We start from the raw sequence: 14,519 nt of genomic DNA, 5'->3' as shown, positions 1-14,519 counted from the left end.
ATGGCGGCATCCACGCTGCTGCGCGACCTCGGCGTGGTGCTGCTGATGCTGGCCTGGGTGGTCGCGGCGCATGTCGGCAGCACCGGCTGGGGCAACGCCGATTTCAATGCCGGGGTGGCCGTGCTGCCGATCGTGGTCGCCGCACTCATGGCCTTGTGGCGGCTGCCGCAAACGGCCTTGCGCGTGGCCGGCGCCCTGGCGCTGGCCGCGCTGCTGGCGTGGCTGTGGCCGCGGCTGCGCCACAACGTGGCCTTGCTCTACTACGTCCAGCACCTTGGCATTCATGTTGCGCTGGGGGTGCTGTTCGGCCGGTCGCTCATCGGGCCGGGCGATCCCCTCATCACCCGCATGGCGCGGCGCATCTTCGCGCAGCCGCTGTCCGAACGCAAGCTGCGCTACACGCGCGGCGCCACGCTGGCCTGGACGCTGTTCTTCTTTCTCAACGCGCTGGTGTCGACCGTGCTGTTCATCTGGGCGCCGCCGGCCATCTGGTCCGTGCATGCCAACCTGCTCACGGGCCCGCTCATCGGGCTCATGTTCCTCGGCGAGCACCTCGTGCGCATGCGCGTGCTGCCGCCGCACGAAAGGCCGGGGCTGGCGGACATCATGCAGGCTTACCGTCGGGAGTCGGCATCGCACAACGGCAACGGATCCTCGCCACCATGAACGCGCAGCCACTGATCAGTGCCCACGGGCTTGACGACGTGTTCGCCTGGCGTGCCCAGGGGCCGGTGCGCGTGCGCGAGTTCCTGGCCGACGCCCATGCACTGGCCGCCTGCCTGCCGGCGGGCGACTGGCTGCTCAACATGTGCGAGGACCGTTACCACTTCGCCGTCGGCTTCGCTGCCGGGCTGCTGGCGGGCAAGGTCAGCCTGCAACCTTCCTCGCAATCGCCCGAGACGCTGCATCGCCTGGCGGCCGACTATCCCGGCGTGTCCTGGCTGGGCGATCGGCCCGACACGGTGCCCGGCCTGCCCGGCACCGTGTTCCCCGACCCGGGCACGTTGCCGCGCCCTGTGGTGAGCGACATGCCTTGCGTGGACGCCGAGCGCGTGGTCGCGATCCTGTTCACCTCGGGCTCCACCGGCCTGCCGCAGCCGCACCGCAAGACCTGGGGCCGGCTGGTGCTCAATGGCCGCGCCGAGTCCACCGCGCTGGGTCTGATGCGGCGGCCGCATTCCATCGTCGGCACCGTGCCCGTGCAGCACAGCTACGGCTTTGAATCGACCTTTCTGCTCGCGCTGCACGGGGCTTGCCAGTTCACGTCCGGCAAGCCCTTCTACCCGCAGGACATTGTGGCCGCACTCGAGGCCGTGCCGCGCCCGCGCATGCTGGTGACCACACCATTCCACCTTTCTGCGCTGCTGGCCTCCGGGCTGCCGTTGCCCCCGATGGACCTTGTGCTTTCGGCCACTGCACCGCTCAGCCCCGATCTTGCGCGCCGCGCCGAGGAGCGCTGCGGTGCGCCCGTGCACGAGATCTACGGTTCCACCGAGTCGTCTGCGCTGGCCACCCGGCGCACGCTCGATGGCGCGGCCTGGCATCTCATGCAGGCGGTGCAGCTCGAACACGAGGACGACACGACCTACGCCAGCGGCGGGCACGTCGAAGGCCGCGTGCCGCTGGCCGACATCATCGAGTCCGTCGAAGGCGGTCACTTCCTGCTGCACGGCCGCCACGCCGATCTGGTCAACATCGCCGGCAAGCGCACCTCGCTGGCCTATCTCAACCACCAGATCGGGGCTGTGCCCGGCGTGGTGGATGCCGCCTTCTTCCTGCCCGATGAGGCCGGCGACGATGGCGTGACGCGGTTGACCGCGTTCGTCGTCGCGCCCACGCGGGATGCACGCACCCTCATGGCCGACCTGCGCCAGCGGCTGGACGCGATCTTCCTGCCGCGCCCGCTCGTGTTCATGGAGGCGTTGCCCCGCAACACCACCGGCAAACTGACGCGCCAGGCACTGGAGGCGCTCTACGCCGAGAAGGTGGGGCCGCATGGACGCGGCTGAGTTCATCTGGGTCGTGCCGCCCGATCACCCGGCCTTCGCCGGCCACTTCCCCGGACGCCCCATCGTGCCGGGTGTGGTGCTGCTCGACCACGCCTTGTTGCTCGCTGCCCGGAAGCAGGGCCTGTCCGCCAGCGGTGGCTGGCAGGTGTCACAGGCCAAGTTCTTTGTGCCGGTCGGCCCGTCCCAGGCGCTGCAGTTCGCGCTCCAGACCACGCCGCGCGGCGCCATCGCCTTCAGCGTGACCTGCGAGGGCCGCGAGGTGGCCGCAGGCACCCTCGTGCCACCGGCGACATGAAACCTGCGCAGCCTCCCCAATGGATGCGCCAACGCGAGCGCAGCCACCCCGGTGCCCTGCGCTTCATGGTGTGGATCTCGCTCACGCTGGGGCGGCCGATCGGGCGGCTGGTGCTGCGTTTCGTGGCGCTGTACTTCGTGCTCTTCTCACCGCAGGCGCGCCGCGCCGGTCGCGACTACCTGCGCCGCGCACTGGGTCGTGCACCCACCTGGAGCGATGGTTACCGGCATGTGTTCAGCTTTGCGAGCACCGTCCACGATCGCGTCTACCTGCTCAACGACCGCTTCGACCTGTTCGACATCACGTTCGTGGGGGACCAGGCACTGCACGATGCGCTCAAGCGCCATCCCGGTGCGCTGCTGCTCGGTGCCCACCTGGGCAGTTTCGAGGTGCTGCGTGCCATGGCCCACGTCCGTGCCCGGGTGCCCCTGGCGATGATGATGTACGAGGAGAACGCGCGCAAGATCAACGCCATCCTGCACGCCATCAACCCGGGGGCCCAGCAGGACGTGGTGGGCCTGGGGCATCCGGACTCGATGCTCAAGGCGCGCGACAAACTCGATGCCGGCTATCTGGTGGGGCTTCTGGCCGACCGTTCCCTCGCCAACGACAGCACGGCAGAATGCATGTTTCTCGGCGCGCCAGCGCGTTTCGCGCTCGGGCCCTGGCGCATGGCCGCCATGTTGCGCCGGCCGGTCTTCTTCATGGCCGGCCTGTACCTGGGCGGCAACCGCTACGAACTGCGATTCGAGCAGCTGGCCGATTTCTCCACGGTCGAACGCAGCGGGCGCGACGCGGCCATCGCGCAGGCCATGCAGGCCTATGCCGATCGCCTGAGCGAACTCTGCCGCCGGGCACCGTACAACTGGTTCAACTTTTTCGATTTCTGGCACCGCACATGATCCGACGACTTCTCACCGGCTTCGCGCTTCTGGGGTTCACCGCCCTGGCGCACGCGGCCTTCAACATCGACCAGCTCATGGCCGAGCTGGCCCGCAACCCCGGTGGCCAGGCGACGTTCGTCGAGAAACGCTACCTCGCGCTGCTGGACAAGCCGGTGGTGGCCACCGGCGAGCTGATCTACAACGCGCCGGACCGCCTGGAGAAGCGCACCGACAAACCCAAGGCCGAGACCATGGTGCTCTACAAGGACACGCTGAGCCTGGAGCGTGATCGCCGGAAGATGCAGATCCAGCTCGGCCAGCGGCCCGAGGTGGCGGCTTTCGTCGACAGCATCCGCAGCACGCTGCAGGGCAACCGGTCGTCGCTGGAGCGCAACTACAAGCTGCAGCTTGCGGGCACCGTGGATGCCTGGGTGCTCACCCTCGTCCCGATCGACCCCCGCATCACTGAACTGCTGCAGCGCATCACCCTGAAAGGTGCGCGCCATCAGGTGCTGGGCATCGACTACCTGCAGGCCGACGGTGACCGCACCGAGATGACCATCGAGCCGGTGCCGGGCAAATGACGCGATCGTTCTGGCGGGCACTGCTGATCTGGCTGGCGGCGATGGCGGTCGGCCTCGGCCTGCTGTGGAACACCCGTTTCTCGGCCGACGTTTCCTTCTTCCTGCCCTCCAAGCCCACGCCCGAACAGGCGGTGATGGTGGACCAGCTGCGCGAGGGCGCGGTGTCGCGCCTGCTGATGCTCGCGATCTCGGGAGGCACGCCCGAACAGCGCGCCGATGCCTCGCGCGCGCTGCGCGCAGCGCTGCTGCGCGATGACACGCTCGACACCGTGCAGAACGGCGAAGCCGAGGCGCTGGACGCCGCGCGCGATTTCCTGTTGAACCACCGCTACCAGCTCAGCCCCGCTGTCACCCCCGAGCGCTTCAGCGTGGATGGCCTGCGCAGTGCAGTGAACCAGAGTGTGGACATGCTCAGCTCGTCCGCTGGTCTGCTGTTCAAGCCCTTTCTCGCCCAGGACCCGACGGGCGAATTGATCGAACTCGTCTCTGGTCTCAACGCAGGCGTGCAGCCCAACGAGCTCGAAGGCGTGTGGGCCTCGCGCGACGGCGAGCGTGCGATGCTCATCGTCCAGACCCACGCGCTGGGTTCGGACACCGATGGCCAGAACGCCGCCATCGATCTCATCCGCACCCGGTTCAGCGACGTGCAACGCGAACTGGGCGCCACCGGGCTGACACTGGAAATCTCGGGCCCTGGCGTCTTCGCGGTGCGCGCGCGCGCCACGATCCAGGAGGAGGTCAGCCGCCTTTCGCTCATCAGCACGGCCATCCTCGCCGTGCTGCTGGGTTTCGTCTACCGCCGTGCGCGCCTGATGCTGCTCACGCTGGTGCCGGTGCTCAGCGGCACGCTCGCGGCCATCGTCATGGTGGGGCTGGTGCACGGCACGGTGTTCGGCATCACGGTGGGCTTCGGGGCCGCGCTCATCGGCGAGGCGGTGGACTACGCCATCTATTACTTCGTGCAGTCGGGCCGGCAAGGCGTGGGCTCATGGCGTGAGCAGTACTGGCCGACCATCCGGCTGGGTGTGATCACCTCGCTGCTGGGCTTCGGCGCGCTGCTGTTCTCGGGCTTTCCCGGGCTGGCGCAGCTCGGTCTGTACGCCATCACCGGCGTGCTCACGGCCGCGCTGGTCACGCGCTACCTGTTGCCACAGCTCGCGGGCCCCGGTGTGCACCTGAACGACGGCGCGCGCCATGGCCGCCTGCTGCGCCCGCTGATCGATCGCTCGACCCTGCTGCGCTGGCCCTTGCTGGTGCTGGTGCTGGTGTCCGCCGCGTACCTCGTGCAGGAGCGTGACGACCTCTGGTATTCCGATCTCTCCGCGCTGTCCACCGTGAGCCAGAGCGAAGGCGAACTCGACGCGCGCATGCGCAGCGATCTTGGCGCGCCCGATGCGCGCTACATGGCGGTGATCACCGCGCCCGACCGCGAGAGCGCCCTGCAGGCCGCCGAGCGCGCGGGTGCACAGTTGAAGCCGCTGGTGGAGCAGGGGCTCATCGGTGGGTTCGACACGCCGGCGCGATTCCTGCCCAGTGAGGCCATGCAGGCCGCACGGCGCGCGAGCCTCCCCGCCACCGACGAGCTGCGCGCACGGCTCGAAGCGGCGCTGGTGGATGCGCCGCTGTCCGCCAGCCGGCTGCAACCCTTTCTCGACGATGTGGCCGCCGCGCGCAATGCTCCGCCCGTCACGCGCGAGACCCTTGAAGGGACCGGCCTGGGCCTGGCCGTCGACGCCTTGCTCATGCAACGCGCCAATGGCTGGAGCGTGCTGCTGCCGCTGCGGCCATCGTCGGAGGCGTCCAGTGCCGATATTCCGGTGGACGCCGTGCGCACCGCTCTGGCGGGCAGTGGCGCCCTGTTCATCGACCTCAAGGGCGAGTTCGATACGCTCTACGGCGAGTACATCGACGAAGCCATCATGCTGTCGATCGCCGGCTTTCTCGCCATCGTGGTGGTGATGGCCTTCGTGCAGCGCAGCGCGCTGCGCCTGGCCAGTGTCATGCTGCCCCTGGTGATGGCGGTGATGGTCGTGATCGCCGGGCTGCACTTCTTCGGTGTGCGTCTGCACCTGCTGCACCTGGTGGGCATGTTGCTCACGGTGGCGGTGGGCTCCAACTACGCGCTGTTCTTCGACCGCCTGGCACTGGGTGAAGAGCTGGATGACGAGACGCTGCTGTCCATCGGCGTGGCCAGCACCACCACCGTGATCGGCTTCGGCGTGCTGGCCTGGTCGTCCGTGCCGGTGCTGCACGCGATTGGCGTGACCGTGGGGCCGGGTGCGGTGCTCGCGCTGCTGCTGTCGGCCGCCTTCGCCGTGAGAAGGCCGGCGCCATGAAGCCGCTGCGCACCGTGGGCACCTTGAAGGGGGCGTCGCATCTGATCGCGATGCTGCCCGGTGCCGCGATGCGCCCGGAAGAGATATTCGAGGCCGGCATGGCCGACGCCGTCGCGCGGCGTGGCCTGCCGATGGACCTGCTGGCGGTGGACATCGGCGAGCTCGGGCTCGACGCCCTGGGCACCTGGGACACCCTGCAGACCGGGGTGCTCACGCCAGCCCGTGAGCGGGGCGCACGCGTGTGGCTGGGGGGGATCTCGCTCGGTGGCATGGTCGCCATGGCGCACCTCGCGGCCCGGCCTGGTGTGGTGGATGGCCTGTGTCTGCTCGCACCCTACGCCGGCAGCCGACCCAGCCTGAATGTGATCGAACGTGCCGGCGGCGTGGACCGCTGGCAGCCCACCGCCCAGGACCTGCAGGACCCCGAGCTGCGCGTGTGGCAATGGCTCAGGCGGCCGCCGGCCGATCTGCCGGTGTTCGTCGGCCATGGCACCGAAGACCGTTTCGCCGCGCGCATCCAGCAAGTCTCGGACCGCTTTCCCGCCGCATCCCGCCACACCGTGCCGGGCGGGCATGACTGGTCCGCCTGGTTGCCGCTGTGGGAACGTTTCCTGGACACAGCGCCTCTCAAGAACTGACATGGGCACGCGCTGGACACCATCCCCATTCCTGAGCGCGAGCGCTGCCGTGCACGGCGCGGCCGTGCTGGGCACATTGGCCGTGCCCGCCGCCTGGCCCTGGGCGCTGGGGGCGCTCGCGGCCAATCACGCGCTGCTCGCGGGTGCCGGTCTGTGGCCGAGTTCGCACCTGCTGGGTCCCAACCTCACCCACCTGCCCGAGGCCGCCACGCGGCGGCGCGAGATCGCGCTGACCATCGACGACGGGCCCGACCCCGCTGTGACGCCACGCGTGCTCGACCTGCTCGATGCCGCGAACGTCAAGGCCAGCTTCTTCTGCATCGGCCGCATCGCAGAGCAGCACCGGGTGCTGTGCCGCGCGATCGTGCAGCGCGGACACCAGGTGGAAAACCACGGGTATGCGCACAGCAACGCGTTCTCGCTGTTCGGCCCCGGTGCGATGCGCCGCGACATCGTTCGTGCGCAGGCCACGTTGAGCGACATCACCGGCCAGGCGCCGGAGTTCTTCCGTGCCACCGCCGGCCTGCGCAACCCCTTCCTCGATCCGGTGCTGCACGACCTCGGCCTGCGCCTGGCCACCTGGACCCGCCGTGCCTACGACACCCGCACCGGCGATCCCGAGCGGGTGTACCAGCGCCTCGCCACACGGCTGGGTGCGGGCGACATCGTGCTGATGCACGACGGCCACTGCGCGCGCACACCCACCGGCGAACCCGTGGTGCTGGCGGTGCTGCCGCGCCTGCTCAAGACCATCGCCGAACGCCAACTCCAACCCGTCACCCTGACGCACGCCCTGACACCATGAGCCGTTCCCCTGTCCAGATGCTGGTCGACGAAGCCAGCCAGACCTTCAAGCCCGGCGGGCCGTTCGCCTACCACTATGCACGCGGCAAGCTCGGCTACGACACCATCTTCCACGAGATGCTGCGCCGTGGCCTGCTGCCCCAGCGGGGGCAGTACCTCGACCTCGGCTGCGGCCAGGGCAGCCTGTTCGCGTGGCTGCTGGCGGCGGGCCGGCTGTACGACCGGGGTCAGTGGCCCGAAGGCTGGGCACCGCCGCCACGCCCGACGACACTGCGCGGCGTCGAGCTGATGCAGAAGGACGTGGACCGTGCCGAGCAGGCCTTTGGTGCACAGCACCCGGTGGTGCGGGTGGAGCAGGGCGACATGAACGCGGTCGACTTCGGTCAGCCCGATGCCATCCTGATTCTCGACGCCTTGCACTACTTCAGCCACGAACAGCAGCGCGAGGTGCTGGCGCGCATCCGCCGGGCGCTGCCGCCCGGTGGCGTGTTCCTCACCCGCGTGGGCGACGCCAGCGCCGGTCTGCGCTACCGCATCTGCAACGGCGTGGACCGCCTGGTCACCTACTCGCGCGGCCACCGGTTGCCCCGCCTGTACTGCCGCACGCTCAAGGACTGGGTGGGCGAGCTGGAGCGCCTGGACTTCGCTGTGGAAACGGAAGACATGAGCGGCCGCAAACCCTTTGCCAACGTCATGCTCGTGTGCCGGGTACCGCACTGAGGCCCGCGGGCCCGAATGCCACCATCTGAGACAATGCCCGACCTCGCCTGAGCACCCCACCGTGAAGCCCCTGCTGCTGTCCGCCTACACCGCCACCACCTGCCTGGGTGTGGGCATCGATGCCCACCGCGCCGCCGTGCGCGAGGGTCGCAGCGGCCTGCGGCCCTGCGCGTTCGAGACGGTGGAGCTGCCGACCTGGGTGGGCGAGGTCGATGGCGTGGACGCCTTTGTCGTGCCGCCCGCCGTGGCCGCCTACGACTGCCGCAACCACCGCCTGGCCTTGCTCGCACTGCAGGCCGACGGCTTCGAAGCGCAGGCCCGTGCCGCGGTCGCGCGTTACGGTGCAGGCCGGGTGGGCGTGTTCGTGGGCACCAGCACCTCCGGCATTCTGGAGACCGAGCTGGCCTACCGCCAGCGCGACCCCGCCACAGGCGCGCTGCCTGCCACCTTCCACTATGGGGCCACGCACAACTCCTATGCGCTGGCCGGTCTGCTGCGCGAGCACCTGGGCATCACCGCCATGGCCGCCACCATCTCCACCGCCTGTTCGTCCAGCGCCAAGGTGTTCGCCGCCGCCGCGCGCCAGATCGCGCTCGGCACCATCGACGCGGCCGTGGTCGGCGGCGTGGACTCGCTCTGCCTGACCACGCTCTACGGCTTCGCCTCGCTGGAACTCACCTCCAGGGAACCCTGCCGGCCTGGCGACGTGGACCGCGACGGCATCTCGATCGGCGAGGGCGCAGCCTATGCGTTGCTCGAGCGCGCTGGCAGCGATGTGCCTGCCGGCGCGGTGCTGCTGCTCGGCACGGGCGAGTCCAGCGACGCGTACCACATGTCCGCGCCACACCCCGAAGGGCTGGGTGCGCAGATGGCCATGCAGGCCGCGCTGCGTTCGGCTGCGCTGGAAGCGAGCGACATCGATTACATCAACCTGCACGGCACCGCCACACCGGCCAACGACGCTGCCGAAGGCAAGGCCGTGGCCGCCGTGTTCGGCGATCGCGTGCCGTGCTCGTCGACCAAGGGCGCCACCGGCCACACCCTGGGCGCGGCCGGCGCGCTCGAGGCGGTGCTGTGCGCGCTTGCGTTGACCGATGGTTTCGTGCCCGGCAGCCCCGGCACCCGCGCGCCCGATCCCGCCATCCCGCTCCGGCTCCAGCTGCAGGGCGCGGCGGCCCCGCTGCGCCGCGCGCTCACGAATTCCTTCGGCTTCGGCGGCAGCAACTGCAGCCTTGTGCTCGGACGGAGGGACGCATGAGCACAGCACCGGGCCATTCCCCAGCAAGCCTGCACGACGAAAGTGTTCCCGTGAACGCACCGCTCAGCGCCTGGATCACCGGTGTGGGCCTGATCGCCCCGGGCATGCCCGACTGGCCGGGCGCGCGCGCCGTGTTGCGCGGCAAGGCCCCCTGGGTCTCTGCGCCCTCGGTGCTGCCTGCGCCCGCCATGCTGCCACCGGCCGAACGTCGCCGCGCCAGCCGTGTGATCAAGCTCGCGCTGGGCATCGGCCTCGAAGCGGCGGCGGGCACCGACGTGTCGACGCTGGCCACGGTGTTCAGCGCCTCCGGCGCGGACGGCCACAACTGCCATGCGCTGTGCGAGCAACTGGCCACGGACGACCGCCACATCTCGCCCACGCGTTTTCACAACTCGGTGCACAACGCGCCCGCCGGCTACTGGGGCATCGCCACGAAATCGATGGCACCCTGCCAGGTGCTGTGTGCCTTCGACGGTAGCTTCGGCGCGGGCCTGATCGACGCGCTGGGCCAGGTCGTGCTGGACCGGCAGGCCACGCTGCTGCTGGCCTACGACAGCGAATACCCCGAGCCGCTGCACGCCACGCGACCGGTGCCCGATTGCGCCGGCGTCGCGCTGCTGCTGGAGACCGGGCGCACGCCGCAGGCGCTGGCGCGCATCACGGTGCAGACCACCGACGCGCCCGCGCGGCCCACGGACCTGGCATCGCTCGAACCCCTGCGCGCGGCCATTCCCGCGATGCGTTCGCTGCCGCTGCTGGAGCGCCTTGCGCAAGGCCGTGGCGACGAGGTCTGCATCGAATTCCTGCCCGGCTTGCAGCTGGCCGTGCGGATCGAACCCGCATGACCACGTCGACGCTCGACCGCGAAGGGATCGCGGCCCGCATTCCGCACCAGGGCAGCATGTGCCTGCTCGACGCGGTCACCGAGTGGTCGCCTTCGCACATCGTCTGCCGCGCTGTCGGTCACACCGATCCGGCGCATCCGTTGCGGGCCGCCGGTCGTCTGGGCGTGTCCAGCGGCATTGAATACGCTGCGCAGGCCATGGCGGTGCACGGCGCCCTGGTGGCTGGCATCGACGCCGCGCCGCGCCAGGGCTACCTCACCAGCGTGCGGGGTGCCACCCTGCACGTCGGGCGGCTGGATGACCTGGAAGGGCCGCTCGATGTGCGCGCCGAGCGTCTCTCGGGCGATGCCCGCAACGTGCTCTATGGTTTTTCCGTGCACCATGCCGGGCGTTGCCTGCTCGAAGGCCGTGCCGCCGTGGTGCTCGACGCCGATTCACTCTGAACCCACAAGGACATGCCATGAAACGAGCCCTGGTCACCGGTGGCAGCGGCGGCATCGGCGCAGCGATCTGCCGGCGCCTGGCGGCGGACGGTCATCACGTCATCGTGCACGCGCACAAGGCGCTGGACAAGGCCAGCCTGATCGCGCGCGAGATCCGCGAAGGGGGTGGCAGTGCCCAGGCGGTGGCGTTCGATGTGACCGACCGTGAACGTTGTGCCGCCGCGCTGGCCGCGCTGCTCGAGGCCGGGCCGGTGCAGATCGTGGTGAACAACGCAGGCATCCACGACGACGCGGTGTTCCCCGGCATGTCGGGCGAGCAGTGGGATCGCGTGATGGACGTGTCCCTCAACGGCTTCTACAACGTCACGCAGCCGCTCACGCTGCCCATGCTGCGCACGCGCTGGGGCCGCATCGTCACCATCACCTCCATCGCGGGGGTGATGGGCAACAAGGGCCAGGTGAACTACGCGGCGGCCAAGGGGGCGTTGCACGCGGCCAGCAAGTCGCTCGCACTGGAACTGGCCACGCGCGGCATCACGGTCAACGCCGTCGCGCCCGGCATCATCGAGACCGACATGAGCGCCGGTGCCTTCGATGCCGATGCCATCAAGCGCCTGGTGCCCATGCAGCGGGCCGGTCGCGCCGACGAGGTGGCCGAACTGGTGGCCTTCCTGGCATCCGACAAGGCGGCCTACGTCAGTGGGCAGGTGATCTCGATCAACGGCGCGATGGCCTGACCCGCTCACGCACCACGGATCACTGGTACTCCAGCGTCAGCAGACCCGCAGGCATCTGCCCGAGGCCCACCACATCGGCCGCCACCGCGTTGATGGCGCCGAGCGTTTCGGTCAGGCCCTTGCTCATGTCGGGCGTGAAGGACTTCAGCAGGTCGCGGCGCACCTGTTCCTTGAAGAACGCGAGCGACTCAGGCGAGAGCTTGAGGCGCGCACCGTGTTCAAGCCACACTTCCTCGTTCTTCATGAGGATGTCGGCCGCTTCGCGGTAGGCCGCCACGAAGGCCCTGGCGTTGCCGGGGTTCTGTTTCGCGTAGTCCTCGCGCATGCTGAACATGAGGAACGGCACCGTGGGCAGGCCCATCTGCTGGGTCAGCTCGCGGATCGTCACCATCGTGCGGTACTTGCCACTGGCCAGCATCTCGGGTGCGAGGGAGTTCCACATCTGGGTGGCGTCCAGGTCGCCCTTCTCCATCAGGCCGCGCAGCAAGGGCACCGCACCTTCGCGCACCTCGACGTCGCGACCGAGGTCCATCTTGTTGAGCTTCTCGGCGGCGGCCTGCATGATGACCCAGTCGAAGCCGGTCTTGTGGGCCACGCCCACGCGTTTGCCTTTCAGGTCGGCCAGGGTGTTCAGCTTCGAATCCCTGGGCACGATCACGCTGTTGACGTAGGTGAGGAACGGCGCGATGCCCACCACCGGGGTGCCGCTGGCGCGCAGCCGGGCGGTGGCCAGCCAGTCGAACACGACCATCTCGGCGCTGCGGCTCTGGATCGCGGCGGTGGCCGATTTCTGGTCGGAGTAGGAGACGACCTCCAGATTGAAGCCGTGCTTCTTGTCGAGTTCGTACTTCTTGATGACCGCGGGCGCGATGCCCATGGTGCCCGCCGGGCTGATCATGATGCGCACGGTGCCACCGTCACCCGTGGCGCGGGTCTGGGCGAGCGAAGCGCCGGTGCCCAGGGCGGTGGCTGCGGCGACAAGGCCGCCGGCGATGAGCTTGAGAGCGTGGAGTCTTTGCATGGTGTTTTCAGGTTTCAGGGGTGGGGCTGGAGGGAGGGTGGGGAAACGGAATGCTGTTCGAGCGTGCGGATGACGCGCTTGCTGGTCTCGAAAAGCGCGGTGTCGTCGTAGCAACGCGGGCGGGGCGAGCCGCTCAGGTCGATCTCGTGGGTGATCTTTCCGTGTCCCATCACCAGGATGCGGTCGGCCAGGAAGGTGGACTCGAACGCGTTGTGGCTGACGAAGACGATGGTGGTGCGGAACTTCTCCCAGAGATCGAGCAGGCTCTGCCGCAGCTTGCGCGCGGTGAGTTCGTCCAGTGCGCTGAAGGGTTCGTCCATCAGCAGGATGTCCGGGTCGATGCAGAAGGCGCGCGCGATGGACGCACGCTGCTGCATGCCGCCAGAGAGCTGGGCGGGGTAGAAGTCCCGGAACCCGGTGAGATCGACCGCCGAGAGCACGCGCTCGATGCGGCCGGCCCATTCGCTGCGCGGGAACTCGCCGGCCTGCAGCACGAACTCGAGGTTCTGCTGCAGCGTGTACCAGGGCAGCAGGCGCGACTCCTGGAACACGTACGAAACGCGGAAGCCCGCGCCGAGCTGTTCGCGCATCGGACGCCCCTGCACAGTGACGCTGCCCGTGTGCGCTTCATCGAGCCCGGCCACGATGTTGAGCAAGGTGGACTTGCCGCAGCCCGACGGGCCCAGCAAGCCAACCACCTCGCCCTCGCCGATGGAGAAGCTCACGCCGTCGAGCACGCGGCGTGGCGCGTTCGAGGCGGACGAAAAGGTCTTGGAAACGGTGGATACCTGGATCTGTGCCATGTGTGTGCTCCTGTGGGGTCAGCCCTGGCGCCACCGGAAGGCGCGCTTTTCCAGCCAGCCGAAGATGCCGACTTCGATGGCCAGCATCACCAGCACGAAGCACATCGCATAGGCCAGCACGCTGGTCATGTCGAAGAGCTGGAAGTAGTACTCGATGCGAAAGCCCACGCCGTCGCCACGGCCCAGAAGTTCAACGAACAGCACCATCTTCCAGACGAGGCCCAGGCCGAAACGCGCGGAGGCGAGCAGCATGGGCGCGACCTGCGGCGCGATGATGGAGCGCACCACCTGCCCGCGCGAGGCGCGGAACACCTTGCCCATCTGCAGCAGTCGCGTGTCGAGGTTCTTGAGCCCTTCGCGGATGTTGATGGCAAGGAAAGGAATGACGGTGAGCGCCGCGCCCAGCACCGCGCCCCGGTCGTTCATGCCCACCACCATGTAGACGGTGAGGATAGTCACGATCGCCGGCACCGTGATACCGCAGACGATCCAGACGCGGAAGAACACGCCCGCGCGCCGGGACATGGCCATGGCGGAGCCCAGCAGGATCGCTGCACCCATGCCGATGGCAAACGCCAGTGCAATGCGCCCCAGGGTGACGGCCGTGTCCGTCCAGAGCTCCTGCGTCTGCACCAGCGCGGCCATGGCCTGCACCACGAGCCATGGCGAGGGCAGCACGGCCGGGGGCAGGAACCACGAAGCGACCGACCAGATGCCGAGCAGCGTCAGCACCGAGGCGGTTGTCCAGAGTGCCTCGGTGGACGGGCGCCAGGGACCGCCATGTGCGGCGGCCTTCGACGGCGCAAGAGGGGTGGCGACCGTGTTCATGCGGCGACCTCCACCCGCCCCGCGACCACGCGGACCGGAAAACACTGCACGGCCTGCGTCACCGGTGCGCAGCGGGGTTCACCGGTCCGGATGTCGAACAGGCCCTGGTGCAGCGGACATTCCACGCAGCCGTCTTCCACATAGCCGTCGGACAGGCGCGCCATGCCATGGGTGCATTGATCGTGCAGCGCGTGGAGTTCATCGCCGAGGCGGAACACCGCCACCTCGACCCCGGCGATCCGCACGGGCCAGATGCCTTGATCGGGGAAATCGTCGGGCTCGCCGACGTCGTGCCATTGCGTCATGTGGGGTTC

The 14,519-nt window shown here is 69.1% G+C and carries 15 protein-coding genes and 1 pseudogene; 12 read left to right on the top strand and 4 right to left on the bottom strand.

Annotation, left to right across the window (positions count from 1 at the left end; all coding sequences use genetic code 11):
* The 12 genes and pseudogenes from J2X09_RS06395 (at nt 1) to fabG (ending at nt 11,553) form a co-directional block, all read left to right on the top strand.
* Nucleotides 1-666 (top strand): COG4648 family protein, encoded by a 666-nt coding sequence (locus J2X09_RS06395; RefSeq protein WP_204732596.1) that lies wholly within the window; start codon nt 1-3, stop codon nt 664-666.
* A pseudogene (locus J2X09_RS06390) lies at nt 663-2,304 on the top strand (AMP-binding protein). Before J2X09_RS06395 ends, J2X09_RS06390 begins: the two are co-directional and overlap by 4 nt.
* The gene (locus J2X09_RS06385; RefSeq protein ID WP_204732597.1) at nt 2,301-3,206 is read left to right on the top strand and encodes a lysophospholipid acyltransferase family protein; all 906 of its coding nucleotides are present in this window, start codon (nt 2,301-2,303) and stop codon (nt 3,204-3,206) included. Before J2X09_RS06390 ends, J2X09_RS06385 begins: the two are co-directional and overlap by 4 nt.
* A complete protein-coding gene (locus J2X09_RS06380; protein ID WP_204732598.1) occupies nt 3,203-3,772 on the top strand; it encodes a LolA family protein in 570 nt (189 codons plus the stop codon). Before J2X09_RS06385 ends, J2X09_RS06380 begins: the two co-directional genes overlap by 4 nt.
* The gene (locus tag J2X09_RS06375) at nt 3,769-6,108 is read left to right on the top strand and encodes an MMPL family transporter (protein ID WP_204732599.1); all 2,340 of its coding nucleotides are present in this window, start codon (nt 3,769-3,771) and stop codon (nt 6,106-6,108) included. Before J2X09_RS06380 ends, J2X09_RS06375 begins: the two co-directional genes overlap by 4 nt.
* Nucleotides 6,105-6,746: an alpha/beta hydrolase gene (locus J2X09_RS06370; RefSeq protein WP_204732600.1), complete on the top strand. Its 642-nt coding sequence runs from the start codon at nt 6,105-6,107 to the stop codon at nt 6,744-6,746. Before J2X09_RS06375 ends, J2X09_RS06370 begins: the two co-directional genes overlap by 4 nt.
* A gap of 1 nt (nt 6,747) precedes the next feature.
* Nucleotides 6,748-7,551, top strand: coding sequence for a polysaccharide deacetylase family protein (locus J2X09_RS06365; RefSeq protein ID WP_204732601.1), 804 nt, complete (start codon nt 6,748-6,750; stop codon nt 7,549-7,551).
* Complete coding sequence (locus J2X09_RS06360; protein ID WP_204732602.1) at nt 7,548-8,270, top strand: class I SAM-dependent methyltransferase; 723 nt, start codon at nt 7,548-7,550, stop codon at nt 8,268-8,270. The genes J2X09_RS06365 and J2X09_RS06360 overlap by 4 nt, the downstream gene beginning before the upstream one ends.
* A 61-nt stretch (nt 8,271-8,331) precedes the next feature.
* Nucleotides 8,332-9,528: a beta-ketoacyl-[acyl-carrier-protein] synthase family protein gene (locus tag J2X09_RS06355; protein WP_204732603.1), complete on the top strand. Its 1,197-nt coding sequence runs from the start codon at nt 8,332-8,334 to the stop codon at nt 9,526-9,528.
* Between the two features lie 104 nt (nt 9,529-9,632).
* Nucleotides 9,633-10,373 (top strand): beta-ketoacyl synthase chain length factor, encoded by a 741-nt coding sequence (locus J2X09_RS06350; RefSeq protein ID WP_310307822.1) that lies wholly within the window; start codon nt 9,633-9,635, stop codon nt 10,371-10,373.
* Nucleotides 10,370-10,816: a hotdog family protein gene (locus tag J2X09_RS06345; RefSeq protein ID WP_204732605.1), complete on the top strand. Its 447-nt coding sequence runs from the start codon at nt 10,370-10,372 to the stop codon at nt 10,814-10,816. The genes J2X09_RS06350 and J2X09_RS06345 overlap by 4 nt, the downstream gene beginning before the upstream one ends.
* Nucleotides 10,817-10,833: 17 nt before the next feature.
* Nucleotides 10,834-11,553, top strand: coding sequence for a 3-oxoacyl-ACP reductase FabG (fabG, locus tag J2X09_RS06340; RefSeq protein WP_204732606.1), 720 nt, complete (start codon nt 10,834-10,836; stop codon nt 11,551-11,553).
* A 19-nt stretch (nt 11,554-11,572) separates the two neighbouring features.
* Here the strand turns inward: fabG and J2X09_RS06335 are convergent, their stop codons facing one another.
* Genes J2X09_RS06335 through andAb form a run of 4 tightly spaced genes read right to left on the bottom strand, consistent with a single transcriptional unit; the run spans nt 11,573 to nt 14,510 of the window.
* Nucleotides 11,573-12,574, bottom strand: a complete 1,002-nt coding sequence (locus J2X09_RS06335; RefSeq protein ID WP_204732607.1) for an ABC transporter substrate-binding protein — start codon at nt 12,572-12,574, stop codon at nt 11,573-11,575.
* A gap of 14 nt (nt 12,575-12,588) precedes the next feature.
* Nucleotides 12,589-13,377 (bottom strand): ABC transporter ATP-binding protein, encoded by a 789-nt coding sequence (locus J2X09_RS06330; protein ID WP_204732608.1) that lies wholly within the window; start codon nt 13,375-13,377, stop codon nt 12,589-12,591.
* Nucleotides 13,378-13,395: 18 nt separating this feature from the next.
* Nucleotides 13,396-14,205 (bottom strand): ABC transporter permease, encoded by an 810-nt coding sequence (locus tag J2X09_RS06325; protein ID WP_204732609.1) that lies wholly within the window; start codon nt 14,203-14,205, stop codon nt 13,396-13,398.
* The gene (gene andAb / locus J2X09_RS06320) at nt 14,202-14,510 is read right to left on the bottom strand and encodes an anthranilate 1,2-dioxygenase ferredoxin subunit AndAb (RefSeq protein ID WP_204732610.1); all 309 of its coding nucleotides are present in this window, start codon (nt 14,508-14,510) and stop codon (nt 14,202-14,204) included. Before andAb ends, J2X09_RS06325 begins: the two co-directional genes overlap by 4 nt.
* Between the last annotated feature and the right edge of the window lie 9 nt (nt 14,511-14,519).

The organism is Hydrogenophaga laconesensis, assembly GCF_031457235.1.
GTDB lineage: Bacteria > Pseudomonadota > Gammaproteobacteria > Burkholderiales > Burkholderiaceae_C > Hydrogenophaga > Hydrogenophaga laconesensis.
Note: the sequence above shows the minus strand (reverse complement) of the source record. Positions and strands in the feature narration are given on the sequence as shown.

What these genes read in the sequence shown, in the direction of transcription:
- J2X09_RS06395 (WP_204732596.1), top strand. Translation starts at nt 1, where the DNA reads ATGGCGGCATCCACGCTGCTGCGCGACCTCGGCGTGGTGCTGCTGATG.
- J2X09_RS06385 (WP_204732597.1), top strand. Translation starts at nt 2,301, where the DNA reads ATGAAACCTGCGCAGCCTCCCCAATGGATGCGCCAACGCGAGCGCAGC.
- J2X09_RS06380 (WP_204732598.1), top strand. Translation starts at nt 3,203, where the DNA reads ATGATCCGACGACTTCTCACCGGCTTCGCGCTTCTGGGGTTCACCGCC.
- J2X09_RS06375 (WP_204732599.1), top strand. Translation starts at nt 3,769, where the DNA reads ATGACGCGATCGTTCTGGCGGGCACTGCTGATCTGGCTGGCGGCGATG.
- J2X09_RS06370 (WP_204732600.1), top strand. Translation starts at nt 6,105, where the DNA reads ATGAAGCCGCTGCGCACCGTGGGCACCTTGAAGGGGGCGTCGCATCTG.
- J2X09_RS06365 (WP_204732601.1), top strand. Translation starts at nt 6,748, where the DNA reads ATGGGCACGCGCTGGACACCATCCCCATTCCTGAGCGCGAGCGCTGCC.
- J2X09_RS06360 (WP_204732602.1), top strand. Translation starts at nt 7,548, where the DNA reads ATGAGCCGTTCCCCTGTCCAGATGCTGGTCGACGAAGCCAGCCAGACC.
- J2X09_RS06350 (WP_310307822.1), top strand. Translation starts at nt 9,633, where the DNA reads ATGCCCGACTGGCCGGGCGCGCGCGCCGTGTTGCGCGGCAAGGCCCCC.
- J2X09_RS06345 (WP_204732605.1), top strand. Translation starts at nt 10,370, where the DNA reads ATGACCACGTCGACGCTCGACCGCGAAGGGATCGCGGCCCGCATTCCG.
- fabG (WP_204732606.1), top strand. Translation starts at nt 10,834, where the DNA reads ATGAAACGAGCCCTGGTCACCGGTGGCAGCGGCGGCATCGGCGCAGCG.
- J2X09_RS06335 (WP_204732607.1), bottom strand. Translation starts at nt 12,574, where the DNA reads ATGCAAAGACTCCACGCTCTCAAGCTCATCGCCGGCGGCCTTGTCGCC.
- J2X09_RS06330 (WP_204732608.1), bottom strand. Translation starts at nt 13,377, where the DNA reads ATGGCACAGATCCAGGTATCCACCGTTTCCAAGACCTTTTCGTCCGCC.
- J2X09_RS06325 (WP_204732609.1), bottom strand. Translation starts at nt 14,205, where the DNA reads ATGAACACGGTCGCCACCCCTCTTGCGCCGTCGAAGGCCGCCGCACAT.
- andAb (WP_204732610.1), bottom strand. Translation starts at nt 14,510, where the DNA reads ATGACGCAATGGCACGACGTCGGCGAGCCCGACGATTTCCCCGATCAA.